Origin of the sequence: Veillonella sp. AS16, from assembly GCF_000517785.1 — a bacterium.
In the GTDB taxonomy this organism is placed as follows: Bacteria; Bacillota; Negativicutes; order Veillonellales; family Veillonellaceae; genus Veillonella; species Veillonella denticariosi.
The window spans coordinates 301,285-326,496 of record NZ_AZYX01000007.1 but is presented as its reverse complement, the minus strand read 5'-3'; the positions used below and the strand labels follow the sequence as shown (position 1 = coordinate 326,496).

Annotated in this window: 30 protein-coding genes, 1 pseudogene and 1 riboswitch; of the genes and pseudogenes, 1 reads left to right on the top strand and 30 read right to left on the bottom strand. The window is 40.2% G+C overall.

Features of this window, described 5'->3' with window-relative positions; genetic code table 11:
* Positions 1 to 190 precede the first annotated feature (190 nt).
* The 30 genes and pseudogenes from HMPREF1521_RS01710 to cobU all read right to left on the bottom strand — a co-directional run bounded on the left by HMPREF1521_RS01710 (position 191) and on the right by cobU (position 24,755).
* Positions 191 to 1,111, bottom strand: a complete 921-nt coding sequence (locus HMPREF1521_RS01710) for a bile acid:sodium symporter family protein (RefSeq protein WP_038115055.1) — start codon at positions 1,109 to 1,111, stop codon at positions 191 to 193.
* A gap of 8 nt (positions 1,112 to 1,119) precedes the next feature.
* Positions 1,120 to 1,965: a pantoate--beta-alanine ligase gene (panC, locus tag HMPREF1521_RS01705; protein WP_038115053.1), complete on the bottom strand. Its 846-nt coding sequence runs from the start codon at positions 1,963 to 1,965 to the stop codon at positions 1,120 to 1,122.
* Positions 1,966 to 2,044: 79 nt separating this feature from the next.
* Entirely contained in the window at positions 2,045 to 2,446 is a 402-nt protein-coding gene (gene panD / locus HMPREF1521_RS01700; protein WP_038115050.1) for an aspartate 1-decarboxylase, read from the bottom strand.
* Positions 2,447 to 2,734: 288 nt separating this feature from the next.
* Positions 2,735 to 3,625, bottom strand: a complete 891-nt coding sequence (dapA, locus tag HMPREF1521_RS01695; RefSeq protein WP_038115047.1) for a 4-hydroxy-tetrahydrodipicolinate synthase — start codon at positions 3,623 to 3,625, stop codon at positions 2,735 to 2,737.
* Between the two features lie 24 nt (positions 3,626 to 3,649).
* Positions 3,650 to 4,681 (bottom strand): aspartate-semialdehyde dehydrogenase, encoded by a 1,032-nt coding sequence (locus HMPREF1521_RS01690; protein ID WP_038115044.1) that lies wholly within the window; start codon positions 4,679 to 4,681, stop codon positions 3,650 to 3,652.
* A gap of 23 nt (positions 4,682 to 4,704) precedes the next feature.
* A complete protein-coding gene (dapB, locus tag HMPREF1521_RS01685) occupies positions 4,705 to 5,502 on the bottom strand; it encodes a 4-hydroxy-tetrahydrodipicolinate reductase (RefSeq protein WP_038115040.1) in 798 nt (265 codons plus the stop codon).
* A gap of 78 nt (positions 5,503 to 5,580) precedes the next feature.
* Positions 5,581 to 5,754: riboswitch (Lysine riboswitch) on the bottom strand.
* A 41-nt stretch (positions 5,755 to 5,795) separates the two neighbouring features.
* Positions 5,796 to 7,460: a DNA repair protein RecN gene (recN, locus tag HMPREF1521_RS01680; protein WP_038115037.1), complete on the bottom strand. Its 1,665-nt coding sequence runs from the start codon at positions 7,458 to 7,460 to the stop codon at positions 5,796 to 5,798.
* Between the two features lie 4 nt (positions 7,461 to 7,464).
* Entirely contained in the window at positions 7,465 to 7,920 is a 456-nt protein-coding gene (argR, locus tag HMPREF1521_RS01675; RefSeq protein WP_038115034.1) for an arginine repressor, read from the bottom strand.
* Between the two features lie 314 nt (positions 7,921 to 8,234).
* Positions 8,235 to 8,444, bottom strand: coding sequence for a class I SAM-dependent methyltransferase (locus HMPREF1521_RS09135; protein WP_255325706.1), 210 nt, complete (start codon positions 8,442 to 8,444; stop codon positions 8,235 to 8,237).
* A gap of 52 nt (positions 8,445 to 8,496) precedes the next feature.
* Positions 8,497 to 8,757 (bottom strand): annotated as a pseudogene (locus HMPREF1521_RS09130) (methyltransferase domain-containing protein); the annotation flags it as partial.
* 80 nt (positions 8,758 to 8,837) lie between these two features.
* Positions 8,838 to 9,722, bottom strand: coding sequence for an NAD(+)/NADH kinase (locus tag HMPREF1521_RS01665; protein WP_038115031.1), 885 nt, complete (start codon positions 9,720 to 9,722; stop codon positions 8,838 to 8,840).
* Between the two features lie 10 nt (positions 9,723 to 9,732).
* Positions 9,733 to 10,536 (bottom strand): TlyA family RNA methyltransferase, encoded by an 804-nt coding sequence (locus HMPREF1521_RS01660; protein ID WP_038115030.1) that lies wholly within the window; start codon positions 10,534 to 10,536, stop codon positions 9,733 to 9,735.
* Positions 10,533 to 11,015 (bottom strand): divergent PAP2 family protein, encoded by a 483-nt coding sequence (locus tag HMPREF1521_RS01655; protein WP_038115026.1) that lies wholly within the window; start codon positions 11,013 to 11,015, stop codon positions 10,533 to 10,535. The genes HMPREF1521_RS01660 and HMPREF1521_RS01655 overlap by 4 nt, the downstream gene beginning before the upstream one ends.
* Positions 11,016 to 11,046: 31 nt before the next feature.
* A complete protein-coding gene (locus tag HMPREF1521_RS01650) occupies positions 11,047 to 11,925 on the bottom strand; it encodes a polyprenyl synthetase family protein (RefSeq protein ID WP_038115022.1) in 879 nt (292 codons plus the stop codon).
* Positions 11,926 to 11,935: 10 nt separating this feature from the next.
* On the bottom strand, positions 11,936 to 12,142 hold the full coding sequence (gene xseB, locus HMPREF1521_RS01645) for an exodeoxyribonuclease VII small subunit (RefSeq protein WP_038115019.1): 207 nt from the start codon (positions 12,140 to 12,142) through the stop codon (positions 11,936 to 11,938).
* On the bottom strand, positions 12,117 to 13,340 hold the full coding sequence (xseA, locus tag HMPREF1521_RS01640) for an exodeoxyribonuclease VII large subunit (protein ID WP_038115016.1): 1,224 nt from the start codon (positions 13,338 to 13,340) through the stop codon (positions 12,117 to 12,119). The genes xseB and xseA overlap by 26 nt, the downstream gene beginning before the upstream one ends.
* Positions 13,341 to 13,342: 2 nt before the next feature.
* On the bottom strand, positions 13,343 to 14,287 hold the full coding sequence (locus tag HMPREF1521_RS01635) for a metallohydrolase (RefSeq protein WP_038115013.1): 945 nt from the start codon (positions 14,285 to 14,287) through the stop codon (positions 13,343 to 13,345).
* Positions 14,287 to 14,691 carry a transcription antitermination factor NusB gene (nusB, locus tag HMPREF1521_RS01630; RefSeq protein WP_038115011.1) on the bottom strand — a complete coding sequence of 135 codons (405 nt, stop codon included), beginning with the start codon at positions 14,689 to 14,691 and terminating at the stop codon, positions 14,287 to 14,289. Before nusB ends, HMPREF1521_RS01635 begins: the two co-directional genes overlap by 1 nt.
* The gene (locus HMPREF1521_RS01625) at positions 14,681 to 15,076 is read right to left on the bottom strand and encodes an Asp23/Gls24 family envelope stress response protein (RefSeq protein ID WP_038115009.1); all 396 of its coding nucleotides are present in this window, start codon (positions 15,074 to 15,076) and stop codon (positions 14,681 to 14,683) included. The genes nusB and HMPREF1521_RS01625 overlap by 11 nt, the downstream gene beginning before the upstream one ends.
* A 9-nt stretch (positions 15,077 to 15,085) precedes the next feature.
* Entirely contained in the window at positions 15,086 to 15,466 is a 381-nt protein-coding gene (locus tag HMPREF1521_RS01620; protein WP_038115008.1) for an Asp23/Gls24 family envelope stress response protein, read from the bottom strand.
* A 137-nt stretch (positions 15,467 to 15,603) separates the two neighbouring features.
* Positions 15,604 to 16,161 (bottom strand): elongation factor P, encoded by a 558-nt coding sequence (efp, locus tag HMPREF1521_RS01615; RefSeq protein ID WP_038115007.1) that lies wholly within the window; start codon positions 16,159 to 16,161, stop codon positions 15,604 to 15,606.
* Between the two features lie 15 nt (positions 16,162 to 16,176).
* A complete protein-coding gene (locus tag HMPREF1521_RS01610) occupies positions 16,177 to 17,250 on the bottom strand; it encodes a Xaa-Pro peptidase family protein (protein WP_038115003.1) in 1,074 nt (357 codons plus the stop codon).
* A 70-nt stretch (positions 17,251 to 17,320) separates the two neighbouring features.
* The gene (locus HMPREF1521_RS01605; protein WP_038115001.1) at positions 17,321 to 18,019 is read right to left on the bottom strand and encodes a pseudouridine synthase; all 699 of its coding nucleotides are present in this window, start codon (positions 18,017 to 18,019) and stop codon (positions 17,321 to 17,323) included.
* Positions 18,019 to 18,657, bottom strand: a complete 639-nt coding sequence (gene cobC / locus HMPREF1521_RS01600) for an alpha-ribazole phosphatase (RefSeq protein WP_038114999.1) — start codon at positions 18,655 to 18,657, stop codon at positions 18,019 to 18,021. Before cobC ends, HMPREF1521_RS01605 begins: the two co-directional genes overlap by 1 nt.
* 8 nt (positions 18,658 to 18,665) lie before the next feature.
* Positions 18,666 to 19,796, bottom strand: coding sequence for a histidinol-phosphate transaminase (locus tag HMPREF1521_RS01595; RefSeq protein ID WP_038114996.1), 1,131 nt, complete (start codon positions 19,794 to 19,796; stop codon positions 18,666 to 18,668).
* Between the two features lie 30 nt (positions 19,797 to 19,826).
* Positions 19,827 to 20,474: a GHMP kinase gene (locus tag HMPREF1521_RS01590; protein WP_232203160.1), complete on the bottom strand. Its 648-nt coding sequence runs from the start codon at positions 20,472 to 20,474 to the stop codon at positions 19,827 to 19,829.
* A gap of 292 nt (positions 20,475 to 20,766) precedes the next feature.
* Positions 20,767 to 21,660: an adenosylcobinamide-GDP ribazoletransferase gene (gene cobS, locus HMPREF1521_RS01585; protein ID WP_038114995.1), complete on the bottom strand. Its 894-nt coding sequence runs from the start codon at positions 21,658 to 21,660 to the stop codon at positions 20,767 to 20,769.
* The gene (gene cbiB / locus HMPREF1521_RS01580; protein ID WP_038114993.1) at positions 21,657 to 22,652 is read right to left on the bottom strand and encodes an adenosylcobinamide-phosphate synthase CbiB; all 996 of its coding nucleotides are present in this window, start codon (positions 22,650 to 22,652) and stop codon (positions 21,657 to 21,659) included. The genes cobS and cbiB overlap by 4 nt, the downstream gene beginning before the upstream one ends.
* A 14-nt stretch (positions 22,653 to 22,666) precedes the next feature.
* The gene (locus HMPREF1521_RS01575) at positions 22,667 to 24,184 is read right to left on the bottom strand and encodes a cobyric acid synthase (protein WP_038114991.1); all 1,518 of its coding nucleotides are present in this window, start codon (positions 24,182 to 24,184) and stop codon (positions 22,667 to 22,669) included.
* Positions 24,177 to 24,755 carry a bifunctional adenosylcobinamide kinase/adenosylcobinamide-phosphate guanylyltransferase gene (gene cobU / locus HMPREF1521_RS01570; RefSeq protein ID WP_038114988.1) on the bottom strand — a complete coding sequence of 193 codons (579 nt, stop codon included), beginning with the start codon at positions 24,753 to 24,755 and terminating at the stop codon, positions 24,177 to 24,179. The genes HMPREF1521_RS01575 and cobU overlap by 8 nt, the downstream gene beginning before the upstream one ends.
* Positions 24,756 to 24,818: 63 nt before the next feature.
* Between cobU and HMPREF1521_RS01565 the strand changes: the two genes are divergently transcribed.
* Positions 24,819 to 25,154, top strand: a complete 336-nt coding sequence (locus tag HMPREF1521_RS01565) for a hypothetical protein (protein WP_038114985.1) — start codon at positions 24,819 to 24,821, stop codon at positions 25,152 to 25,154.
* The last annotated feature ends 58 nt before the right edge of the window (positions 25,155 to 25,212 follow it).

Genomic DNA, 25,212 nt, shown 5'->3' with positions numbered 1-25,212 from the left:
TTTAAATCAATACCCTTAAACAATATGTTTTAAGAATAAAATGTTTTTACAATATAATACTCTATATAAATAATACTCTATCTATATAAATAAAAATGTTGGAATGTCTCGAGTAAGAGTTATCATTCCAACATTTTTGTTTACATATATTTTTTAAATTATCTTCTGGTATTTTTGGCTATAATATATATTATCTACGCAGACTGGCAAAAATTGCTCCTGATACATTATGCCATACGCTAAATATGGCACCGGCTAAAGTCGCTAACGGATTCATTGCAAAATTGGTAGCTGCTAATGTAACGGCCAGCCCACTGTTCTGCATCCCCACTTCTATGGCGAGCGCCGTAGTTTTGTCGTGTTCCAGTTGAAAAATTTTACCTACACTTAGCCCCAAAATGAGTCCCATTATATTATGGATTCCTACTACCGTTAAAGTCAGCAAACCGGAAATCAGTATTTTGTCCCTATTAATAGCGATGATTGCAGCTATTAACAGAACAATAGCAACAATGGATAGTATAGGACTGATCGATCTGATTTCCTGTATATGTGATTTACTTATCCATTGTACGACGCCCCCTAGTATGATAGGCAGTAAGACAACTTTTACCGTCGTAATCATCATGGGCAATAACTCTACATGGATCCATGTTCCACCAAGATATAGAATGAGTAATGGCGTTATAAGCGGTGCCAATATGGTTGAGGCTATGGTCATTCCAACAGATAAAGCTACATCACCACGGGCAAGATAGGTTATGACATTACTGGCGGTTCCACCCGGACAACAGCCAACCAGAATAATTCCTAACGCGATATCCGCTGGTAGGACAAATATATGACATAACAGTAATGCACTTAAGGGCATAATCGTATATTGTGCAATAACACCTATACAAATATATTTTGGATGCTTAATGATACCTTCTATATCTTTCAGACTGATGGTAAGACCCATGCCAAACATAGCTATTCCCAGTAAAAGTGGTGTGTAGGATATGGCCCATATAAAATAATCAGGTAGCATATATGCGATACATGAAAAGACTAAGATCAATAAAATTATATATTTTGATACAAAACGATTAATGGATACCATGATATTCATACAGCACCTCATTGATGTAATTCATAGGAAAAGTTATCAATAAGGCGTGTATGACCTATGTATACCGCTAAGGCGATTAATACAGGTCGATCTATTGTATCAACAGGCTGCATTGTAACGGCATCGACAATCGAGACATAATCAATGTGAGCTAAAGGTTCTGTATTGATAACGTCTGTCATAGCATTGATAATGGAATCAGCTGAACTGCCGGGTACTATTGTATTTTGACCTACCTGTATGGATTTATATAATATGGTAGCCGCTTTTCGTTCTGATGGAGATAAGTATGTATTGCGCGATGATTTGGCTAATCCGTCCTCCTCTCTTACGATAGGAACCCCTATAATCGTAACCGGAAAATTTAAGTCTTCTACCATTTTACGGATAATAGCCAGTTGTTGCGCATCTTTTTGTCCAAAATAAGCATTATTGGGTTGCACTATATTAAATAGTTTACTCACAACAGTGCAAACGCCTTTAAAGTGAATCGGTCGCGTAACACCGCATAGGGTTTTAGATAGCTCAATAATGTCCACAAATGCCTTTGGATCGTGATACATTTCGGTTGCATCCGGTGCAAAAATAGCGTCTATACCTATAGAGTCACATAAGCTTTTATCACCCTCAAGATTTCGCGGATACGCATCTAAATCTTCATTTTCTCCGAACTGAGCAGGATTTACAAAGATTGATACAACGACCTTGTCGTTTTCCGCACGGGCTCGACGCATCAGTGCGGCATGTCCTTCATGCAGATAACCCATCGTCGGTACAAAACCGATTGTATAGCCTTCTTTTCTCCACTTATTTACAAGTGTTCGTACATCATGTACTGTGTTTATAACGTTCATGAAAGTCTCCTCCGTCAATTTATAGAATCGAAGATAGTCCTATACAGTCTACTGTATTTTCAATCAATTACAGCTATAATCAAATACCGTTATTTTGATCAACTAATAAACCATGTTTTTCATAGTTTCTTATATGACTTATCTTATTTTTTTCATCTACAAATACAACGAGAGGTTTATGACTCTCAATGTCATGCTCATCGATTTGTGCATAACACATAATAATGATTTTATCATTTACCTGTACATTCCGTGCGGCTGCTCCGTTGAGACAGATTACCCCGCTGCCGGGTTTACCCGCTATAGTATACGTGGTAAATCGTGCACCATTATTAATATCTACGATTTGAACTTGCTCATATTCTCGTATTCCGGATGCATTCAATAGATTCACATCAATAGTAATGCTCCCTACATAATCAAGTTCGGCTTGTGTTACCGTAGCTCTGTGAATTTTGCCTTTCAGCATTGTTAGTATCATGTTAAACTCCTTGTGTAATAAATGTATCCGCCATCAGGTCGGTTCTGATTTTCACAATCGTTCTGTTTATCATGAAATTAACAGTAGACTAGAGTATAGTTAAAAATACTATCTCCACGTCAGATTATATCATAATTTAAAATTAATGCGAGAATTTGCAATTATATAAATTTAAAAGTTGATTAGGTCCTTTATAGGACCATAGATATATACATAAAAATAGCCATCACTACATCTGTAATGGCGGCTATAAATTTATGTTCTATGTGTAAATGGATAAAAAAATATTTATTGCTTTTTATACTCAGCTAATGCCTTATCTATATAAGCTGCTTCTTCTTCTGATGGTTCACACATAGGCAAATTGAATGCACCTGCAGGCAAACCAAGTTTACGAACTGCATATTTTACAGGAATCGGATTTGTTGTAATAAACATGGCTTTTGTAATTTCAGCCAAAGTCTGATGAATGCGTATCGCCTCGTGATTATGCCCTGCTTCAAAAGCCTGAATCATGGCATTGATATCCGTGCCGGCTACATGGGCAACAACAGATACGACACCACATCCGCCAACGGATAAAATCGGTAATGCCAAACCATCATCTCCGCTATAGAGCATAAAGGACGGATCCGGTAATAATCGTTTGATTTCAGAAGCGATCATTAAATTACCGCTTGCTTCTTTAATTGCACAAATATGCGGATATTCTTTATGTAACCGGGCCAAAGTATTTGGAAAAATACCGGTACCTACTCGACCTGGCACATTATACACCATAATCGGTAATGTAGTTGCCTCTGCGATAGCTTTAAAATGTAAATATTGTCCCTGCTGATTCGGCTTATTATAGTATGGAACCACTACGAGTAAACCATCAATTCCAGGAATCGTTGACACTTCTTTTACAAAGTCTACAGATCCTGCCGTATCATTTGATCCCACGTTAGCGATAATTGATCCTTTGTGACCGCATTCTTTGGCGATTGCCGAGAAGAGTTTCAATTTATCCTCTCTGGATATGGTTGGATTTTCACCTGTTGTACCGCATACGACTAAACCATCCGAGCCATGCTCTAATAAATAATTTGCCATTGAAATGCAGTTTTGAATATTTACAGATCCATCCTCATTGAATGACGTAACCATAGCTGTTAATACACGTCCGAAGGTTTTCATATCTGTCCTCCCCCTGATCGATAATTAGAATGCTTGTTTTTCCACCAAGTATTCGGCAATTTGTAAAGCGTTTAATGCAGCGCCTTTACGTATTTGGTCCCCTACAATCCAAAAATTCATTGCCTTATCGTTATATAAGTCTTTACGGATACGACCGATTTCACAGTCGTTTTGATTAGATGTATATAGTGGCATAGGATAAATTTGCTCCGCCGGATTATCTTTTACCTGTAGACCCGGGAATTTTTCACATGCCGCTTTGAAAGCTGAAACAGATACAGGTTCTGCAGTTTCCACTAATACGGATTCAGAGTGCGAACGGTATACAGGTACACGTACCGTAGTCGGAACCACCTGAATCGAATCGTCATGAAGAATTTTATGAGTCTCATTGACCATCTTCATTTCTTCTTTAGTGTAATCATTATCGAGGAAAACATCTATTTGTGGTAATAAATTGAAAGCTATAGGGTAATGTTTCGGTGCCGATCCTGTCGGCAACAAATTAGCGGTCATTTCCTCGCCTGCCGTATATTGTTTAACTTGATTTTCAAGCTCTTCAATACCTTCCTTGCCGGCCCCGGAAACAGCCTGGTATGTACTTACAATGATACGTTTAATTGGGGAAATATCATGTAGCGGTTTCAGTCCCAAGCTCATGATAATAGTGGAGCAGTTCGGGTTAGCGATGATGCCCTTATGTTTTAAAATATCCTCCGGATTAACTTCCGGCACTACGAGCGGTACTTCAGGATCCATTCGGAATGCACTTGAGTTATCGATGACGATAGCACCTCGTTTAGCCGCCTCCGGTGCTAATGTTTTAGAAATTGAACCACCTGCAAACAGTGCAATATCGATATTTTCAAAAGATTCAGGCTTTGCCTCCTCAACTATGTACGTTTTACCGTTTACCGTTAATTCAGTACCGGCGGAACGTGCTGAAGCCAATAATTTAAGATTTTCATAAGGAAAGTTTCGCTCTTCGATTAGTGTAATAAATTCGGCCCCTACAGCACCGGTTGCACCAAGAATTGCAAGATTTGGTTTTTTCATGAATATATCTCCTTGATTATATATTATAAATAATGCTCCAATCCGTATGTTAAGCCCGGTATAGATGCTATCTTTTTACAAGCCAATACAACACCCGGCATAAAGGATAAACGGCTCAAGCTGTCATGTCGTACGGTCAATGTTTCATCGTACCCGCCGAATAAGACTTGTTGATGTGCCACATAACCGGGTAGGCGTACACTGTGTATCGTTACATCATCCACTTTGGCACCGCGTGCACCGGGTAAGCTTTCACGGGTCAAATCCTCATCAGCTGTAACCTGTGCCGCCATTTTTGCATCATTAATTAATTTCGCTGTCAGAATTGCAGTTCCTGACGGAGCATCATATTTGTGATTGTGATGCAATTCAATGATTTCCACATTCGGAAAATAAGGTGCTAACTCAGCGGATACCTTCATCATCATAACGGCACCGAGTGAGAAATTAGGTGCCACTAGACAATTTGCATTATGTTTACGGCCGATTGTATCTAGCTCATTCCGCTGTTCCGCCGTTAAACCGGTTGTTCCGATTACAACATGAATACCGGCAGAGAGCATTTTTTTTGCATTTTCGTAAATAACTGCAGGACTTGTGAAATCGACGATAACATCAGGTTTTGTATCACCTAAAACCTCATCCACAGAAACCTTCATGGTAATGCCTAGTTGTTCAATACCGGCTACTGTACCTATATCCTGACCTGATTTTGTAGGATCGATACCGCCTACCAAAGTTAATTCGGAATCATTATGTACCGCTTTGACCACTTCACGGCCCATTTTTCCGCCGGCACCGTTTACCATTACTCGAATCATATATCCCCCTCCAAAAAAGCCAGTGGAAGTATCCACTGGCCTCATAGTTTATACAAATAATATAACTCATACTAAAAGATCAATGATAGCACTCCACCAATAATATATTGATGACAGTCATCCACTTATTAAATAGACAACCAGAACGATGTTTTGGCAATCATCGAACTTCGGCAAGCATCCCTTTTATCACGATTCAATGCATGCCGGCTCCTCATGATTACTCTTTATACTCGCTCCTCTACCAATTTATTTAGTTAATATAACTAGTATAAGAAATTATACGCTTTTAGTCAATGAAAATGGTCAATTAGTTCCTGTGCTGCCGCTAATGCCGTCTCGGACATACTGCGACCTGACATCATTGATGCTATCTGTATAACCCGTTCTTTACTGTTTAAAACCGCTAATGTTGATACGGTTCGTTCATCCTGTTCTATCTTGGATAAATGATAGTGCTGTTTCGCGATACTTGCCGTCTGCGGTAAGTGTGTAATACAAAACACCTGATTCATTTTTGATAAAGCCAAGATTTTTTCAGCTACCTTTAGGGCAATATCACCGCTGATGCCAACATCGATTTCATCGAATACCATCGTTTTGTAGGTATCGGTGCGAAATACCGATTTGAAAGCTAAGGCTATACGCGCCAACTCGCCACCGGAAGCTACCTTATGAAGCGGTAATAACTGCTCCCCTTTATTCGCTGTAAACAGCAATTCGATGGATTCGGCACCCAAAGCCGTCAATTCATCGGCTTGAACGATTTGAAATTCTATATTTCCTTTAGGCATACCGAGGTCGACTAATTCTTTCTGCAATGCAGCAGTGATGAGCTTTGCATTTTTTGACCGAATTGTTTCCAATTCAATAAGAGCTGTTTTTGCCTTACTTTCAGCCTGATGTAATCGCTCCTCCAATTCATCCTGAGCGAATACCAAATGTTCTAATTCCTCAAGTCGTGTCTGCGCCCTGTCCTCATAAGCCAGGATATCCTCAATGCTTTCACCGTATTTTTTCTTCAATCCATAGATTGTAGTATCACGATCCTGGCAGAATTTGTAACGTTCCTCATCATAGCTGATATTATCTCTATAACGATCAAGTGATTGAGCCGCCTCTTCCAGTTGAAAGTAAGCCGAATTGACCATTTCGGATACATCTTTTAAAGATTCATCGTATTTAAGGAGGTCATTGACCTCTATCTTGATTGAATTAACCGTATCAAGTAGTGGTTGCCGACCGTTATAAAATGCATCATAACAGGAAGCGAGGACCTTATCGATATGCTCAAAGCTGTCGAGCCGTTTAAGTTCTTCAGAAATAGCTGTATCTTCGCCTACTGTAAGCCCTGCTTCCTCAATTTCGTCGATTTGATATCGCAACATATCAAGTTCGCGAGCTCGTTCCGCCATATTCTCCTGTAAATGATCCACTTCTCGCTTTGCTTCTTTATAAAACTTATAAGCCTCTACATAATTTTTATAAGCCCTCCGGCCTTCCGTATTATATGTATCAAGATATTCGTGATGTGTATCGGCCTGCAATAGGCGTTGATTACTATATTGACCATGAATATCAGCCAAGCACTGTCCAATTTCCTTAAGTGCTTTAAGCGGTATCGGCTGATCATTTGCGAGAATCGTAGATTTACCGTTCTTGTTAAATGATCGAGATAGTATCAACTCATCGTCTTCGACAATAATATTTTTGGATTCCAATAATTCTTGTATACTTTTGTGATTGGCGATATCGAAAGTTCCATCTATAACAAAACTATCTTTACCGTGACGAATGAACTCGCTGCTTGCGCGTTCTCCTAAAAGGATACTGAAGGCATCCATAAGAATGGACTTCCCTGCCCCAGTTTCGCCGGTAAAGATAGTAATACCATCGTTAAATGAAATATTCATTTGCTCAATCAACGCAAAGTTACGAATGCTCATTTGCGTTAACATATATTTAGTCCTTCATTAAATCTTGAATTCTAGCTAAAATTGCAGGAACTTCCGCTTCCGTTTTTGCAATTAACAAAATTGTATCATCCCCGGCTAAGGTACCGATGATTTCATTCCATTTTGCATGATCGATGGAAAATGCAACAGATTGAGCTGAACCCGGAATCGTATGTAGCACGACTTGGTTCAAGCTATGATCCACTTTGATTAGAGAATCTTGGAATAGTCGATTGATGCGGCTGCGAGAAAGAACTACGTTTTCCTCCGGAGATAATGCATATCGATAATGCCCATCACCTGTAGGAATTTTGATTAACATCAGTTCCTTAATATCTCTGGAAACGGTAGCCTGTGTTACCTCAATCCCCTCTTCTAATAAGGCTGCCGCCAATTCTTCCTGGGTCTCAATCGCCTTAGACTGTACGATTTCTTTAATTTTGTTATAGCGATAACGTTTCATGTTGAACTCCCTTTTTTAAACCTGCACATAAAAGAGAATAGTATCTTTCTATTTATTATTATACCATATATTCATAATTAATATATGGTATATATCGCATATAGTATACGTCTTATGCATATTATACTAATATTTAAAATATTGTTAACATTCAATATACTGATTAGCTACAAATGCATAGCCTATAGTATTCATCTATTTATAGGAAATTAATAATTTAAGAATTACTATATACCGATGTATAAATAAAAGACCCGGGAACAGGTCTTTTATTAGTCATATATGCATTAAAGTTATTAATAATAACAAATACTCTATCGCTTCTGTAAAATAAATAATTCAGGGGGCTGGTTTACCTGATTCATAGGCTGCCAATGACATACATTATACAGCTTCTGATTCAAGTTTTTTAAATACGATTGCAAGTATTCTTTTTCTGCTAACCCCTCTTCCGTTCCCGGATAAGCAACAACCGTAATAACTCCGGAGTTGTCTAATTTTCCCAGCCCCCTCTTGAATGGCATTAATGGTATGATGCGGTTCAGTTATAATTTGATGATTACTTCCTGGTAAATATCCTAAATTAAAAATCATCAGATCAATATTGTTATCCTTAATATCTTCTGATAATGCTTTGTCGTGAGATCTATGAATAAATGTGAGACTCACATCCTGGGCAATTCCATTAGACCGTAGTAATTCTTTACTGGTGTTAATGGCCTGCATTTGAATATCAATGCCGTACAAGTGACATCCTTTTTGTGCACGCTCCGCCAGATATAATAAATCATGACCGTTTCCGCAAGTCGCATCCACTACGACTTTGGCATTCGTCATAACGCGATCCCATATGAGATGTTGAAATTGAACGGCATTATTAATATTTATCATAAAAACATCTCCCTTGAGAATGTATATTATAAAAGCTCATCCCTGCGGGATGCCAGTTTCTTAAATAAGGTGCCGAAAAAACATTGATCTTTAAAGCGAACGAACAGACAATACACGGGATTAGAACTGATATGCAGTACCTCCTGATTTGTAAAAGTATAATCAAAGGTACCGTCAATACAGATATGAAGTTGCGGCTCCCGTTCCGGCATCGTGATTTGAATGGTATCATCTTCTTCAAGAACCATGGATATGCCCTGAATCAAATGAGGTGCCACAGGTGTGACGATAATCGATCGGTTATCCGGCTTCATAATCGGACCGCCTGCTGAAAGGTTATAACCGGTAGACCCCGTAGCTGATGCGATGATCAATCCGTCAGCAGGATACATTTGCGTATGCTGATTATTAACGGACATATTGATACGGGCCATCTTAGCCGGTTCCGCGCGGGTTATAACGATTTCATTAATGATAGGGACTAATTCTTCTTCATCGCCATTACTGCGATCTATATATGCATATAAGTGGCCCCGTTTTTCAATGTTATAATCACCTTGAGCTATACGTTTAATATGACTTTGTAGCTGATGGACCTCAATCTGATTCAAGAAGCCCAATTCGCCTAGGTTAATACCGCATACGGGGACTTTATAAGGGTAAATTTGACGCGCCAAATGAATAATTGTGCCATCTCCACCAAAGCTGAATGCAATATCAATCTGTTTGAATATATCAGGACGCGGTAAGATATGTGTTTTTGGAATTTGTAACACTCGAGCAGGTGCATCGGACTCCAAGTCATCCGGCAAAAAAACTTCAATCTGTTCTTCTCTGCAAATATGAGCTGCCATTTTTAAGACCGCCATAATATTGCTTTTTCCCATGTTGGGGAAAAATCCGATACGCATAGTATATCTCCTATAATGAATGAGCTTCACTTACGACACAATTAATCAATTTGTCATCTATCGGCAAAGCTCCTTCTTTACTTTTCTTAAAATATCCTAAGAACTCAATATTACCTTCCATTCCCTTGATGGGGGAATACGTTAAGCCATAGAGATAAAGACCGCAATCAAAAGCGACATGTAATATTCTCCGCAATACATCCTTATGAACAGCTTCATCCCGAACGATACCGCCTTTACCTACATTTTCCTTCCCGGCTTCAAACTGGGGCTTGATCAGGGCGACCAGAGAGCCTTCAGGCTTTAATAACGTGGTTGCAACCGGCAAAACTTTATCAAGAGAAATAAAAGCTACATCGATGGATATGAAATCAACCTGTTCGCCTAATTGCTCTGGTGTAACGGTGCGAATATTTTGCTTTTCCATATTGATAACGCGAGGGTCCTGGCGTAATTTCCAGGCTAATTGATTATATCCCACATCGATGGCGAAAACCTTTGTAGCCCCGTTTTGTAATGCACAATCCGTAAATCCGCCCGTGCTGGCCCCGATATCAACCATGACCGCATCCTGCAGATTGATGGGATACATTTTGATAGCCTTCTCCAATTTAAGCCCCCCACGACTTACATACGGCAAGGTATTTCCTTTAACGTGAATATCGGCATCTACAGGAATCTTTGTTCCCGCCTTATCGATACGCGTAGTATCCATAAATATAAGGCCTGCCATAATAGCGGCCTTCGCTTTTTCTCTGCTTTCAAAAAGTCCCCGGTTGACGAGAAGCACATCTAATCGCTCTTTAGTACTCATATGACACCATTATACACATAATAAAATTGAATATATGCTACGAGAATACCGAGAATTAATCCGCCGAATACTTCAACAGGCGTATGTCCCAGTAATTCCTTTAAGGCTTCCTTTCGGGTTATAACAACAGGTATATTACGTTTTGAAAAGTAGTCTACAATCTGATTTAAGATCTGTGCTTGACGACCCGCCTCTAACCGTACACCGGATGCATCATACATGACGACAATGGAGAACACCAGAGAAAGGACAAATAAATCCGATACGCCTCCATTTTTTAAAAATATTGCCGTCGTGGTAGCAATGACAAAGGATGTATGAGAACTTGGAAACCCTCCCGATCCTACTAGTCGTTCGAATCGTAATCGACGGAAGCGTACAAGCTGCCATATAAACTTGATGGCCTGTGCGGAAAACCAGCCCCAAAATGCGGCCTGGGCTATATAATTATGTGCTGTTTGTAGCAATATATCAATCATTCCATGTACCTATAATCAGGTATAAACCTCTCTAATTTGTTCGTTCTAACAGATAATCAATTAACGACTCAAGGATGGCTGTATCATAAGCGACGCTCTTCAATGCATCATGTGCCTGATTGCCAACCATATGAGCCTGCCGTATCGCCCCTTCGAGACCCAGTAATGCCACATAGGTCGACTTGTGCTGTCGAATATCGCTTCCGGGCGTTTTACCGAGTTCCTCTATCGTTCCTGTTACATCTAGGATATCATCGGTGATTTGGAATAGCAATCCTAAACAATTCGCATACTCCATAAAAGCCCGATATGTATTTGCATCCGCATCTGCTAAAATGAGCCCCAGTTCAACAGCGGCATTAAACAGTGCTCCTGTTTTGCCTCTATGTAAGACCTTCAGTTCCTCCAGCGGAATATGCCGATTTTCGCTCAACAAGTCAAAAGCCTGGCCCCCTACCATACCTTCCGGACCTGCCGCTTTAGCTACACAGATAATAGCTTTGATTCTCTGCTCCGCGCTGGCGGTTCTATTGGAACCCATTAATTGAAATGCATAGGTTAAGAGGCCGTCCCCGGCAAGAATTGCCATTCCTTCCCCGTATACTTTGTGGTTAGTCAAATTACCGCGACGATAGTCATCGTTATCCATGGCAGGAAGATCATCATGAACTAAGGAATACGTGTGAATGCATTCCATAGCGCAGAGAAATTCCTTATAATCCGCAGGGATCTTATCAAACATTTCAAGAACCGCCTGGGTCAGTATAGGGCGAATACGTTTACCGCCTTGCATAAGGCTATATTCCATGGATTCATAGAGCGGTGCATATTCCGTATTAGGACTCTTCAATATTTCTCCGAGCCATTGTTCAATATTGTTTTTACTCGATTCCAAATATGTTTTGAACATATGAATCTCCTTATTCACTGATGCGTACCTCTTCGATAATCTGTTGTACCTCAGTCTCTACGGAATCCAACATGGCCGCACATTCTTTTACCAATGTGAGTCCTTTTTTATATTGCGTCAATAATTCAGAAATTGTCATGTCTCCTTCGTCTAAATTTTTAACGATATCTTCTAATGTTTTATATTTTTTCTCATAACTTTTCAGTGATGCGCTCATCTATATGCACCTCCTTAATTGTTGCAGATACATTACCGTCTGATAATATAATACGGATATCATCTTTAGGATGGACCTGTGATACGGATATAACCGATTGTCCTCTATGTTCAACTTTAGCATAGCCCTTCAGCATCATGTGTAATGGATTAAGTGATTCCATTTGCTGAGCCAGTAATGCTAAATTATGACGTTCTGTACGACAGGCTTCAACTGCCGATGTTTTCATCGATTGTGAAAGTTGTTGCAACAGTGTTTTTTGTTTATGTAGAAATTGAAGGGCCGGAATCCCCAGTTTACGATTAAACAGTACGGTTAAATCCGTTCTTTTTTGTTGTAACGTATAGTGTATGAACTGATGCAGGAATTCTTTTTTCTCCAGTAACTGTTCCTGTAATGTCGTAAGAGGTAAAACCGATAATTCCGCCGCATGGCTTGGCGTAGCCCCACGTACATCTGCTGCGTAATCACATAATGTATAGTCCGTTTCATGTCCCACGGCCGAAATGATAGGCGTATGTGCTTTATAAATCGCCTCCACCACAGCACGATCATTGAAGCACCATAGATCTTCCATAGATCCGCCGCCACGCCCGACAATAATTACGTTTACATCCGGATCTGCATCGGCAGCGGCAATCCCTTTGGCAATAACAGGTCCTGCTGCCGGTCCTTGAACCGGTACGGAATACAATTTAAATTGTACCAGCGGATTACGATTTTTACTCACATGTAGTATATCATGCAATACGGCACCCGATTGAGATGTGACAATGCCGATACACTTTGCCATATACGGCAGAGGCTGTTTATGGCTGTCATCAAAATATCCTAATGCGGTTAATTCCTTTTTTAATGCATCAAATTCAAGCTGTAACGGACTCTTTTCCCCTATCTGCATATCTGATGCAATCAGATTTAAACGACCCATTTTATTATAAAAGTTTACGGATGCTTTCACAGTTACCAACAAGCCGTTTTGAATAGATGAGGCAAGCCCTTTTTGCATGACTGTACTGGACCACATGGTTACATCGATAGCGGACTCCTCATCCTTTAAGGAAAAGTACATATGACCGCTGCTATGCCTCTTTGCATTGATAATAGTGCCGCTTACATAGACGTTTTTTAGCAGATATTCGCGATCCAAGGTCCGTTTTATTAAGTTGTTTAATTGCGTAATAGTTAACACATTCACGATTATCTGATAACCTCTTGTAAAAAAGCCGCCCCAAACGCATTACCTGTCGCATTATCAACGGAAAACCGAGGCTCTGCTACATGTAATTGTATATGTTGACGTTTACAATATTGTTCGATCCGTTTTCGTAAAATGGAATTACTCATGACTCCCCCCACCGCAACGAGTGTTCTTACCTGATGTTTCTCTAAATGGTAGGTAAACAATTTTTCCAGGGAGTTGGCGATACATGAAAAGACGGCACGCGCCAAATCAGCTTTATCCATATCGGGTTCAACGCGTCTCATAGCGGCGCTACAAGGACCGGCAAAACTGATCCATCCGTCTTTTACAGAGGACGGCAATGATTTATAGGATTCAGTTTGCAATGCGAGTAATTCAAGTTCGCGCCCGGCCGGAAATGACAGTCCCATCGCAACACCGATACGATCCACAAATTGACCGCCTTGCAAATCATTAGAGCCACCGATGATATGAGATGTAAACATACCATTTCCTTCATACCGGCAATGAACGAGTTCCGTTGTACCGCCCGATAAATGTAATGCCAGAAACGGTTCTGTCGGTATGGTCTTCATATTCCGTAAAGCCGCCAGGATATGATTTTCCTGATGAGAAAAGATATGAAGCGGCACATCCATCAAATGGCTTAATGTCTGTCCTTGTCCTAACCCCACCATAAATGCAGGCATGTAGGAACTTTCTTCACGGCGAGGAAATCCGCTGACACCGATACCTTCGATCGATACCTTGGGAAGTTGTTTGATTAAATCAGGTAATGCTCTCGTATGTTGAAATACCATATTTGATTGTTGCAGCCCTCGTTCGCCTGCTTTTACATCGAGAAGCTTTCGCACTTCTTCCACAATAATGAAGTTGTTGTCGACAATAGCGCAACTGGTCGTATAACAACTCGTATCGATACCTAAATAATAACGCTTCATTATTTGCTCTTATTATATGCATCCAATATGGCGTTTACCAACTTATAGGATGCATCGGACCCGAAAACTTTTGCCAATTGAATCGCTTCATTGATAGCAATGGAAGGTTCCAATGATTCTCTGTCATTTGTCATTTCCCAAAGGGCCAATCGTAAGATTGTGCGATCCACTTTATCCAGATGTTCAACCTTCCGGCTCTTGCAAAATGGTTGTAATTGTTGATCCAGAGTATTTTGATTTGCCAATACGCCCTGTACTATTGACTTGGCATATTCCGTATCCATGTCTTTCGGTATATCCCCTTCAGGAAATTGTACATCGACTTGGTCACTATGAAATTCATTGGCAAATAATAATTGAAAAGCATATTGACGGGCTTCTCGTCGATTTTTTTTAGTTCTCATGTGAGGTCGGCTCCTTTTCTTTCACAATCCCTTCAATATGTACATCCACCTTTACATGATCAAGATCGAGCATATTTTTTAAGGTCTGTTGTATTTCTAGTTGTAACTGTTTGGACAAGTCGATGAGATTATATCCATATAGAGCTTTAATATATATATTGACCTCTAAAAAGCCTTTGCGATGTTTTACGTTAATTCCCGGCAGATTACGTTGACCAAAGGCATGTGTAATACCTTCTACCAGTTCATCATAAAAACGAGGGCTTAACGAGTGAATACCGGGGATAGTTCCCAGCGTTTTAGTCGCCACATCAATAATAACCGAATCGGCAATGTTAATAGTATCCACATCGAGTCCATAATTTAGTTTATTATCTGAAGTCATAGATACCTCCTATGTCCGAGGTGTGGGTACAAGATCGTCAAAAACGATATCCTGTACAACAATATCAATAGTCTGTACTTCAATTTCAGTATAGGATACCAATGCTGTTTTAATACGTTCCTGTAATCGCAAAGCTACATCAGGAATTCGATACCCGTATTGGATGCACACATATAATGTAACCGCAATCGCGCCTTCATCATTAAAGGATATCTTAACCCCTTCATGATCGGTTTTGCGACGAAGTAGCGTATTTACTCCATCGTTAAAGGTGGAGCTCATATGATGAACACCTTTAGTGTCCAAAGCGGTAATGGTAACAATGGTGGCATACACATCATCACTGATCTTAATTTTTCCCGATTCTAGTTCAGTATTTTTTTTAGTCATACTGGCCTCTTTCATAAAAAAGCACTTATCCCCTATATATAATTACATAGACGACAAGTGCTCATAGTGTAAATGTTACGATATATGGGGAATAAAATTCCATGAAAAGATCTGTCCCCAATACATATCAAAACGTATTAGGCGCGTTCGATGTATTGACCTGTACGGGTATCAATACGAAGTACATCGTCCACTTCAATGAAGAGAGGTACTTTTACAGTATAGCCTGTTTCGAGTACAGCCGGTTTGTTACCGCCCGTTGCAGTATCGCCACGGATGCCAGGATCTGTTTCAACAACGCGAAGTTCAACGGCTACAGGCAAATCAAGACCGATTACGATACCTTGGAAGAACATGATAGATACTTCCATATTTTCAAGAAGGAAATTTTTAGCATCACCTAATTGTTCAACATTCAATTCAACTTGATCATAGGTTTCGTTATCCATGAATGTGTAAGCACCGTCGGATTCGTACAAGTATTGCATACGACGACGGTCAACATGTGCTTTAGGCACCTTTTCACCGGCATTGAATGTACGTTCTACTACGGAACCAGTTTGCAAATTTTTCATTTTTGTACGTACGAACGCCGCACCTTTACCTGGTTTTACGTGTTGAAAGTCAACTATCTGCCATACATTACCGTCGATTTCAACGGTTACACCTGGACGAAAATCATTACTGGAAATCATCTAACTCTTCTCCTTTTAAATACCTATTTCAACTAACTCTTTTGGACTGTGTGTCAACACCTCATAGCCGTCAGATTTGACGATGACACTATCCTCTATTCTCAATCCGATAGAGCCTGATATGTAAATCCCCGGTTCTACCGTAATGATCATATTTTCTTCAAATACCGTATCGGATTTCGGATTGGCTACCGGTTCCTCATGAATATCAAGACCTACACCGTGACCGGTCCCATGGTTAAACTCCCTGGTATAACCTTTATCACGTATATAGTCACGACAAACCGAATCCAGTTCTTTGCCTGTAATACCGGCTCTAACTGCGGCAACACCTCTTTTTTGTGCTTCCAATACGATACTGTATAATTTTTTTTGCTCGTCTGACGCCGCCCCCATAACTATGGTTCGAGTCATATCGGAATGATACCCCTTATATACGGCACCAAAATCAAAGGTTACAAAATCTCCGATTTCAATCACCTTATCACTGGCTACCCCGTGAGGCATACTGGAGCGTTTGCCTGAAGCGACAATGGTCGCAAAGGAGGGTTCTTCCGAACCGCGCTTTAACATTTCCGTTTCTAAGATGATTCGCGCTTCGTTTTCCGTCATACCGACCTTTAATTGCGGTAACAATGCGGAAAATGCGTCATCTCCGATCCTGGCGGCCTTCCGTAATAAATCGAGCTCATCCGCTCGCTTTACGGCACGAAGCTTGGCAAAATTAGTAGACGTAAAATTAAACCGTTCATCTAATGTATCACATAATGTTTCATATGTATCGACAGGCATATATTTACCTTCTATACCGAAGAGTCCTTCATGAATATGATTATCATTGCAAATATCTACAAGAGAATCCATAACAGTCGTTTCATATTGAATTACCTCATATCCCTCACATTGCATTTGAGCCTGTTCGGTATATCTGAAATCGGTAATCATAAACGCTTTCTCCGCGGTGATAACCGCAAAGCCCGTGGACCCTGTAAACCCAGCAAAGTAGTGAAGGTTTGTAGGACTCACTAAAATAACGCCTGTTAACTCTTGCTCTTTGATATACTGCTGTAGCCGATTTAATCCGTTCATAATCATGCTCCTAGTCTATAAAGTACATCTAATATTACCATAAATTACCTATATTGAATAGGATTTCATGCTACTTTTTAAATGCGTCCACCTCTGATGGGGTTAATTCTAGCATTGATCCGACCGTTTCGATACCGTTTAAATCAACAGATCCGACGGAAAGGCGCTTTAAATAAGTTACCGTTCCTCCCGCAGCACCGATCATGCGTTTCACCTGGTGATACTTTCCCTCTTCGATTGTCATGTGCAAAGCGGTTGGCGAAAGAATTTCTAATACAGCCGGTTTACAGACCGTTCCGTCACCTAATACGATTCCCTGACGGATGCGCTGTAATCCGTCAGCTGATAATGTACCGTCATACTCAACATAGTATACCTTCGGTATATGTTTATGACCGTTTATGATAGAATGCCCCCATACACCGTCATTAGTCAATAACAGAAGGCCTTCCGTGTCCTTATCAAGACGACCTACGGGAACGACGCCCATCTTCCGAAATTCGGGCGGCAGTAAATCCATCACGACAGGATGCATCGGGTCTTCCACAGCTGTCACATACCCTTTCGGCTTATGAAACTTAACATAGTACGCCTGTGTACGATTGACCCTTTGGCCGTCAACAGTGATATTATCCGAATCCAGATCAATATGCATATCTTTTCTAGTTACTACTATTCCGTTAACAGATACACGTTTATCTTTGATAATTTGATGTACTTCCTTACGACTGCCGTAGGCTTTATTGGCCAATAGTTTATCAAGTCTCATTACTGATATCCCTGCAGCGTATCTACGTGAGCCGTATCATTCAATAGGTTCAGTATATTATGATCGAATTCACCCATACCATTGTAAAAGACACGATTAATCGCCGTATTACCTTGACTGAAATTCCAGCAATGACTAATGGAGATATCCAGCAATTTGCACAACAACGTCCGAATGGTGCCGCCATGGCAAGTAATGAGTAATGTTTCTTCCTCGTCATTAGCAGAGATAAACTCTTCGAGTCCTGCCCACGCGCGCTCCTGTAATTCCTTAAAGCTTTCACCATTTGGAACTCTGACAATATGAGGTTTTAAATACATTTCATCGATTAAACTGGGCCAACGTTCTTCAATTTCTGAAAACAATAAAGCCTCCCAATCACCGAAATTTAATTCCCGTAATCGTTTATCAGTCGAAATCGGTATCAACCGATTTCGTCGAATGGATTCGGCCGTCACCAATGCACGAGATAAATCACTTGATAAGATTCTGTCAAAGTGTACATGACTGAGAGCCTCACCACAAGCCTTAGCCTGTGCTAACCCGTTTTCATTTAAGGGTACATCAGTAATACCCTGATATTTTCCCATCTTGTTCCAGTCAGTTTCACCGTGACGAACGATGTATAACGTTTTCATATATTTTCCTATGCTTTAAATATTTCTTCTATTATACCTGATACGGTCACATTTGATTCATGGTCCTTGATAGCCAGACGAATCCATTGATTACCAAGTCCTTCATAGTTGTCGCAATTCCGTACAATCATGTTATGCTTCTTCAAAACTTCATTAATCGAATCCGCTGTAATACCGTCTTTCTCAATATGTAACAACATGAAGTTCGCTGATGGCGGATATACTGTAATGCCTTCTATAGCCGACAAACTTTGATACATAAACTTCTGTTCATCCTGTACATCGGATTTTGTTCGTTTTACATAATCTGAATCATTGAGGGCAGCCTCCAGATAGGCCTGTGCCAAAGTATTGACAGACCAGGCAGGAATAAAAGATTGTAGCTGTTTAATGATATTCGGATTTGCAAATACAGCACCGATTCTCAGACCCGGCACGGCATAAAACTTAGTAAAGGAATGAACTATAATGATGTTATCAAATTCATCAATGAGCTGTCGCATGGACTGCTCATTATCACAAAGCATATCATTTCCAACAAAATCTATAAATGACTCATCGATGACGAGCAGGCTGTTTGCATCGGCTAACATACCGGCAAGGATACGTGTATGGTTGATATCAAGTAAAGTTCCGTCCGGATTATTTGGATTTCCCAGGAAAACGATAACTCTACCGTCCTGCCCCTTTAGTTCTGCCGCAAATGTTTCTAATGCTAAGTAAGGTATCTCAAAATACGGTACTCCATTATCATCGATACGAGGTCGATAGAATATATCACGGACCGGAATATGACTGGCCTTTAAAGCCTCTTTATATTCAGAAAATCCCGGTGCCGGAACAAATGCCCCCGTATAATTCGGCAGACGACAAATCGCATAAAGCAGTTCAGCCGCTCCGTTCCCCACAACAATTTGGGGTTTATCTACACCATATGTATCGGCAATCGCATTTAATACATCATCATTTGTGGCATCCGGATAATGATTAATATACCGCAATCGATTATGTAGCGCATCAAGTCCCTTCTGATTAGGGCCCAATGGATTTATATTGGCGCTGAAATCAATAACCTCATACGGTTCAATACGTTGTTCATGGGCAAACTTAAAAATATTGCCCCCATGTATATCTGACATAATATTCTCTTTCTGTTATAAACTTTATTTTCATCGCTTGATATAGGTCAATCCCTCGTTAGTTGTTTCTACAGTATCTACATACGTTAGATGTGGTAAAGTTCGCATGATTTCATGCTTACAATCATCAATACCACCATAATCAACGGGAAATAATAAACCCATGATAGTACCGCTATGAGCGATAATAGTACCGACACTATGATAATGTACACCGATATCGTGAAAGCTGTATAAATCAGGTTTATATAGGATGCGTTGATTACCGAAGGCACTCAATGTAGCGGCTTGCCCGATGAGATTGATATCATGAGTCTTTAATCCTCGTTTAAAAAGATCCAGCGATTCTTTTATAATCGGTTCTTTCTCCTTGATTTTTTCGGTTAAATCATCCTGTCGGTTAAAAGCAATCGTATCGATACTTCCTCCTTCATCAAAAACGAGGATTTTTAAGGGCGGACACATACCTAAATGTTCGGAAATAGTTCCTTCAAAATAATCAAACTGCGTAACTCCGGGATAAAATGAAGCATCTGTAGGTTCAACGGTTAAGCAGATACGCTCCAGCTCTTTAAATGATAACTCACGATGTATTGCAAGAGCTGTCGCCATGGCCGTCACGGCGATATCTGCGGAACTGGATGCCATCCCCTTTCCTTGCAAAATGTCCGATCTCACATATACGGATGTATCTGTTTTGTCCTGTTGATTCCTAGCTAAAACAAGTTGTCTGGCACGAGCAGATTTTGGTTGGAGGGAACAAAAGTAATTATAAAAAGGATGTTTCACATCGCTTAATGCATAAGAGTATCGATTTATGGGACAAGTCACTAAAAATGACTGTCCATCAATGGACCCTTGGAGAAATTCTCCACATGTACCGGGGGCTCTCACATAATAGGTCACCATGAACTCCTTTCATCAAATGCATTAATATAAGGTCAGAGGTAAATACTTTATGATTTACGTTCTAAAATACGGCTGGATTGGATGCAACCGTAGCGGATAAAATAGATAAAATGATGATATATACAAATAAAAGCAATACCTCTGTCACTTCTGTAACAAAACCGTATGTATCGCCGGTAGTACCTCCCAACTGTTTTACGATATATCCGTTTAAAGCTATATTGATAATATAAGCGACAATCATGCTTATCACATTGATTTGGAAAATACCTAATGTAGCATATACCAATATACCTAATCCAGATATATATTCTACATCAGGCACGGAAATCACCGCATAGACTCCATATAGTACGGTATACAAGATACTGCCGATGAAAAGCAATATAAGCGGCATACAGAATGTAGAAATCGTATTATATAGCATGACATGCTTGGGGCCATAATTTGCAAAGGCGGCGCCCATGCCTTCTTTACGTGCATAAGGATACGCTCGAATACTGAATACCATGGTCCATCGACTCATGAGAGGCATCATGATAAGTGCCATCGGAATAAATTCGGCGGATGGAATAGCAGCCAATAATTGCCATTTTAAAAGCGTAACAAAAATAAAGGCGATGACCCCGAATGAACCGACATGACTGTCCTTCATGATTTCAAGCTTTCGCTCCTTCTCACGTCCGGAAAACAGTCCGTCGCTGGTGTCCATCAAGCCATCCGCATGAAGTCCGCCTGTCAACAGAAACTCAGCTACTACGATGATCAGCATTAACGGCATGCGAGGTATAAATAAGGATAAAATACCGTATAATATAGCCAAAAATAATCCGATAATCAAGCCTACATAAGGAAAAGCGGCCACGGATTTACCGAAATCCTCTACTGACCAATCTGTCTGGTTCACTAATTTTATACGTGTTAAAAATTGCAATGCAATAAAGAAAGGTGTCATTGTTCCATCATCCCATAGGTTATAACTGTACTGATAATAACCATCAGCAATGTCGTAAAGTACATCATATAAATAGATCTCGTAATATGATTGCGATTCATAGCTTCAATAGGATCGCCCATATATTCACGAAAGGTCATTTTGTTGAAATATTGGTTATATCCGCCTAAACGAATGTGTAAGGCTCCTGCTACCGGTGCTTCGGCATAGCCGCCATTTGGACTTGGATGCTTATTAGCATCGCGAACCCCTATCTTAAAAGCCGACTTTGCATCAAATCGTAGAAAAAATGCGGATACGACTAAGAGAATAAATGTAATACGAGCCGGAATCCAATTTAAGATATCATCCAAGCGGGCCGCCACACGACCGAAAAATAAATATTTCTGATTCTTGTATCCCATCATGGAATCCATCGTATTTGCGGTTCTATAAAGAATAGCCCCCATGGATCCACCCAGAATAAAGAAAAATAGCGGTGCAACGATACCGTCAACGGTATTTTCAGCAATTGTTTCTACCGTAGCGCGTGTAATTTCACCTTCATCAAGATCGGCTGTATCACGACCTACGATCCAAGATAGCCGTTGACGGGCACCTTCAATATTACCATGTTTTAAAAGCTGTCCGATTTCAAAGCCCGCCCCTGCTAAAGAACGAGGAGAAATAGAGATATAGAGTAAAAGCACTTCGATGGCGTAATAAACCCATTCATGAATCACGCCGCCAATCCAAAGTATAAGCGAAGCGAGAATATATACGGTCAATAAAATAAGACCTACCGCAATACCTCCGTACCATAATTTTTTTGTATCATTATCGGTTTCCTTGTAAAGAACAGCCTCAAAAAAGGAGATAATGCGTCCGATGATCGCTACCGGATGATATTTACTTTTAGGATCCCCTATAAAAATATCCAATAAAAATGCTAACACAGGAATACAAACGAAGCTATATTTTGTAAACCATTGCCATACTGTTAACTGTTCCATTTAAATCCTCTATTTTAATTCAAATTAGACATAATATAATCCATATCCAGATGTTCTTCCACGATATCGGCCAGGCGATTATATGCCGCATCCTTATGTTCAAAATAATGGAATACGACATCCAACGGTTTTAAACCTTTACGTTCACGCAATTGATTGATGATAAAACGTCTGAATTCGTCATTATCGAATATGCCATGAATATACGTACCCATCACCTGGTGATTTCCATCAATGAAACCGTCCACTACTTGTACAGGCGTTTCACTGCGACTTGTGATAGAAAAACATCTTGTAACGGAATCTTCCAGCGGGGTCGTATCCCCCATATGAATCTCATAGCCTACTAAATACGAGCCCGTATAGGTGCCGTTAAGAAACTGTAAGTTCGATGCGTTAAATTGAACCTGATGGGTTGTTTTTTGATCCTTCATGGTCGTTGTCGATTCAACGAGTCCAAGGCCCTCCACTTCATCGATATCACCTTCCATGTGATGCGGGTCAAAAATCGTCTTACCGAGCATTTGATTTCCTCCGCATACACCGATAACAGGTGTGCCGGCAGCCGCCAGCTTCTTAATCTCTTCAGCAAAGCCGGAATCCCGCAGATATGTAAGGTCCGCCAAGGTGTTTTTAGACCCCGGCAATATGATGAGATCCGGTTTACCTATTACGTCTCCCGGTCCTACAAAGCGCACTGAAACATCCGGTTCATAATTGAGCGCATCAAAATCCGTAAAATTGGAAATCTTCGGAGTCTGCATAACGACAACTTGAATATCCTTGCCGCCGCTGTTACGTTTATTCTCTAATGCTACGGAATCTTCTTCATCGATATCAAGATTTTCAATAGCCGGAATAACACCGACTACCTTTTTATCGGTTTTTTCCTCGATAAATGTCAACGCAGGTTCCAATAACTTAATATCTCCCCGGAACTTATTAATTACAATGCCTTTAATTAAATCCCTCTCTTCAGGCTCCAGTAATTCTAATGTACCTACAATTGATGCGATAGCACCACCGCGATCGATATCGGCAATGAGATAAACAGGTGCATTAGTCATCTTTGCAATGCGCATATTGACGATGTCGTTAGCCTTGAGATTAACTTCCGCAGGACTTCCGGCCCCTTCGATGACCATCATATCAAAATTGGAATCCAAAAAATCAATGGATTCCTTAACCTTGTCCAGTGCAGTTAATGAATACTTTGTGTGATATTCCTTAGCGCTATATACACCTACGGGTTTTCCCATGAGAACGACTTGCGACGACTGATTACCTGTAGGTTTTAATAAAACAGGATTCATCTGAACAATCGGATCAATGCCGGCAGCCTCCGCCTGTGCCACCTGAGCACGACCAATTTCATCGCCCCATTTCGTAACATATGAATTGAGGGCCATATTTTGAGCCTTAAAAGGAACTGTTTTATATCCTTTGCGGTAAAAAATTCGACATAAAGCGGTACACAGAATGCTTTTACCTACGTTGGAACTGGTTCCTTGAAACATGATTTTCTTAGCCATTTATATGAACCTCCTGAGATTTTAATTCAATGGTTACACCGCTAATCGTCAAATATAACTGGTCTGACGCATCGGCTACCGCGCGATTAACACGCCCCGCAATATCTCTGAAATACCGAGCCAATTTATTATCCGGTACAATACCCAATCCGATTTCATTCGTAACAAATATAACGGTTTTACCTTCCGTTGATTGAATCGACTTCAATAATGTATGTAATTCTGAAAGTATAGATGCTTCTAACTCATTTACATCTTCCTGCCCCGTGATTGATCCGTGTTTTAACATATGATTCGTGGTAAACATGGTCAGACAATCAATGAGCACCACATCGGCAGATGAGGAAATATCATCCCATGATGATGCAAGATGAAGCGGTACTTCATAGTTTCTCCATAACGCCCCTCGTCTCTCCTGATGTTTTTTGATTCGATCCGACATCTCATCATCAAAGGCTTGCCCTGTCGCTACATAGGCCTTTTGCCCTTCGAATGAAAGCGCTAAAGATTCCGCAAATTCACTTTTTCCGCTGCGTGCTCCACCGGAACACAGGATAATTCTGGATTTCATAATGCACCTATACAAGAATTTATAATTTCAGTATCATTATAAGTATAACAAAGGAGCGATACTATGGAAATTATGAATATGAAATTAAAAATGATGGCCACCTTATGGGATAATACCTACCGAGTAGCTATCGACGACGGTCAAGGTAAATACATCGGTACCGTACGCGTGGTGGTAAATGTACCTCTACCACCGGAGGCATTACCAGATAATGCACCTCAAGTAGAACCACAACTGTTGGTCCTCGTGGAGGATTTCGACTTTGGAGCAGACAAGATCATCTGCTTTGAAGCGACATTGTCCGATTTATTACGAAAAAAATTCAGATATGAAATTCCTCATATCTTCTTCTATTACCCAAGCCCTCAAGATGTATTAAATCAAACTATATCTCAATAAGGTCTTCTCAATAAGGTCTATAACGAGCAAAAAGCTATGTATAAACATAGCTTTTTTT

Bases quoted from the DNA above. Each gene is read 5' to 3' on its own strand.
- panC (WP_038115053.1), bottom strand. From the start codon at position 1,965: ATGAACGTTATAAACACAGTACATGATGTACGAACACTTGTAAATAAG.
- HMPREF1521_RS01595 (WP_038114996.1), bottom strand. From the start codon at position 19,796: ATGTCAGATATACATGGGGGCAATATTTTTAAGTTTGCCCATGAACAA.
- HMPREF1521_RS01620 (WP_038115008.1), bottom strand. From the start codon at position 15,466: ATGACTAAAAAAAATACTGAACTAGAATCGGGAAAAATTAAGATCAGT.
- efp (WP_038115007.1), bottom strand. From the start codon at position 16,161: ATGATTTCCAGTAATGATTTTCGTCCAGGTGTAACCGTTGAAATCGAC.
- xseB (WP_038115019.1), bottom strand. From the start codon at position 12,142: ATGAGCGCATCACTGAAAAGTTATGAGAAAAAATATAAAACATTAGAA.
- HMPREF1521_RS01665 (WP_038115031.1), bottom strand. From the start codon at position 9,722: ATGCGTATCGGATTTTTCCCCAACATGGGAAAAAGCAATATTATGGCG.
- HMPREF1521_RS01635 (WP_038115013.1), bottom strand. From the start codon at position 14,287: ATGAAGCGTTATTATTTAGGTATCGATACGAGTTGTTATACGACCAGT.
- panD (WP_038115050.1), bottom strand. From the start codon at position 2,446: ATGATACTAACAATGCTGAAAGGCAAAATTCACAGAGCTACGGTAACA.
- HMPREF1521_RS01565 (WP_038114985.1), top strand. From the start codon at position 24,819: ATGGAAATTATGAATATGAAATTAAAAATGATGGCCACCTTATGGGAT.
- HMPREF1521_RS01690 (WP_038115044.1), bottom strand. From the start codon at position 4,681: ATGAAAAAACCAAATCTTGCAATTCTTGGTGCAACCGGTGCTGTAGGG.
- dapB (WP_038115040.1), bottom strand. From the start codon at position 5,502: ATGATTCGAGTAATGGTAAACGGTGCCGGCGGAAAAATGGGCCGTGAA.
- HMPREF1521_RS01575 (WP_038114991.1), bottom strand. From the start codon at position 24,184: ATGGCTAAGAAAATCATGTTTCAAGGAACCAGTTCCAACGTAGGTAAA.
- recN (WP_038115037.1), bottom strand. From the start codon at position 7,460: ATGTTAACGCAAATGAGCATTCGTAACTTTGCGTTGATTGAGCAAATG.
- HMPREF1521_RS01650 (WP_038115022.1), bottom strand. From the start codon at position 11,925: ATGTTCAAAACATATTTGGAATCGAGTAAAAACAATATTGAACAATGG.
- cobC (WP_038114999.1), bottom strand. From the start codon at position 18,657: ATGAAAACGTTATACATCGTTCGTCACGGTGAAACTGACTGGAACAAG.
- HMPREF1521_RS01660 (WP_038115030.1), bottom strand. From the start codon at position 10,536: ATGAGTACTAAAGAGCGATTAGATGTGCTTCTCGTCAACCGGGGACTT.
- dapA (WP_038115047.1), bottom strand. From the start codon at position 3,625: ATGAAAACCTTCGGACGTGTATTAACAGCTATGGTTACGTCATTCAAT.
- cbiB (WP_038114993.1), bottom strand. From the start codon at position 22,652: ATGGAACAGTTAACAGTATGGCAATGGTTTACAAAATATAGCTTCGTT.
- HMPREF1521_RS01710 (WP_038115055.1), bottom strand. From the start codon at position 1,111: ATGAATATCATGGTATCCATTAATCGTTTTGTATCAAAATATATAATT.
- HMPREF1521_RS01610 (WP_038115003.1), bottom strand. From the start codon at position 17,250: ATGAACGGATTAAATCGGCTACAGCAGTATATCAAAGAGCAAGAGTTA.
- HMPREF1521_RS01625 (WP_038115009.1), bottom strand. From the start codon at position 15,076: ATGACTTCAGATAATAAACTAAATTATGGACTCGATGTGGATACTATT.
- nusB (WP_038115011.1), bottom strand. From the start codon at position 14,691: ATGAGAACTAAAAAAAATCGACGAGAAGCCCGTCAATATGCTTTTCAA.
- HMPREF1521_RS01655 (WP_038115026.1), bottom strand. From the start codon at position 11,015: ATGATTGATATATTGCTACAAACAGCACATAATTATATAGCCCAGGCC.
- cobS (WP_038114995.1), bottom strand. From the start codon at position 21,660: ATGACACCTTTCTTTATTGCATTGCAATTTTTAACACGTATAAAATTA.
- cobU (WP_038114988.1), bottom strand. From the start codon at position 24,755: ATGAAATCCAGAATTATCCTGTGTTCCGGTGGAGCACGCAGCGGAAAA.
- argR (WP_038115034.1), bottom strand. From the start codon at position 7,920: ATGAAACGTTATCGCTATAACAAAATTAAAGAAATCGTACAGTCTAAG.
- HMPREF1521_RS01605 (WP_038115001.1), bottom strand. From the start codon at position 18,019: ATGAGACTTGATAAACTATTGGCCAATAAAGCCTACGGCAGTCGTAAG.
- HMPREF1521_RS09135 (WP_255325706.1), bottom strand. From the start codon at position 8,444: ATGCCATTCAAGAGGGGGCTGGGAAAATTAGACAACTCCGGAGTTATT.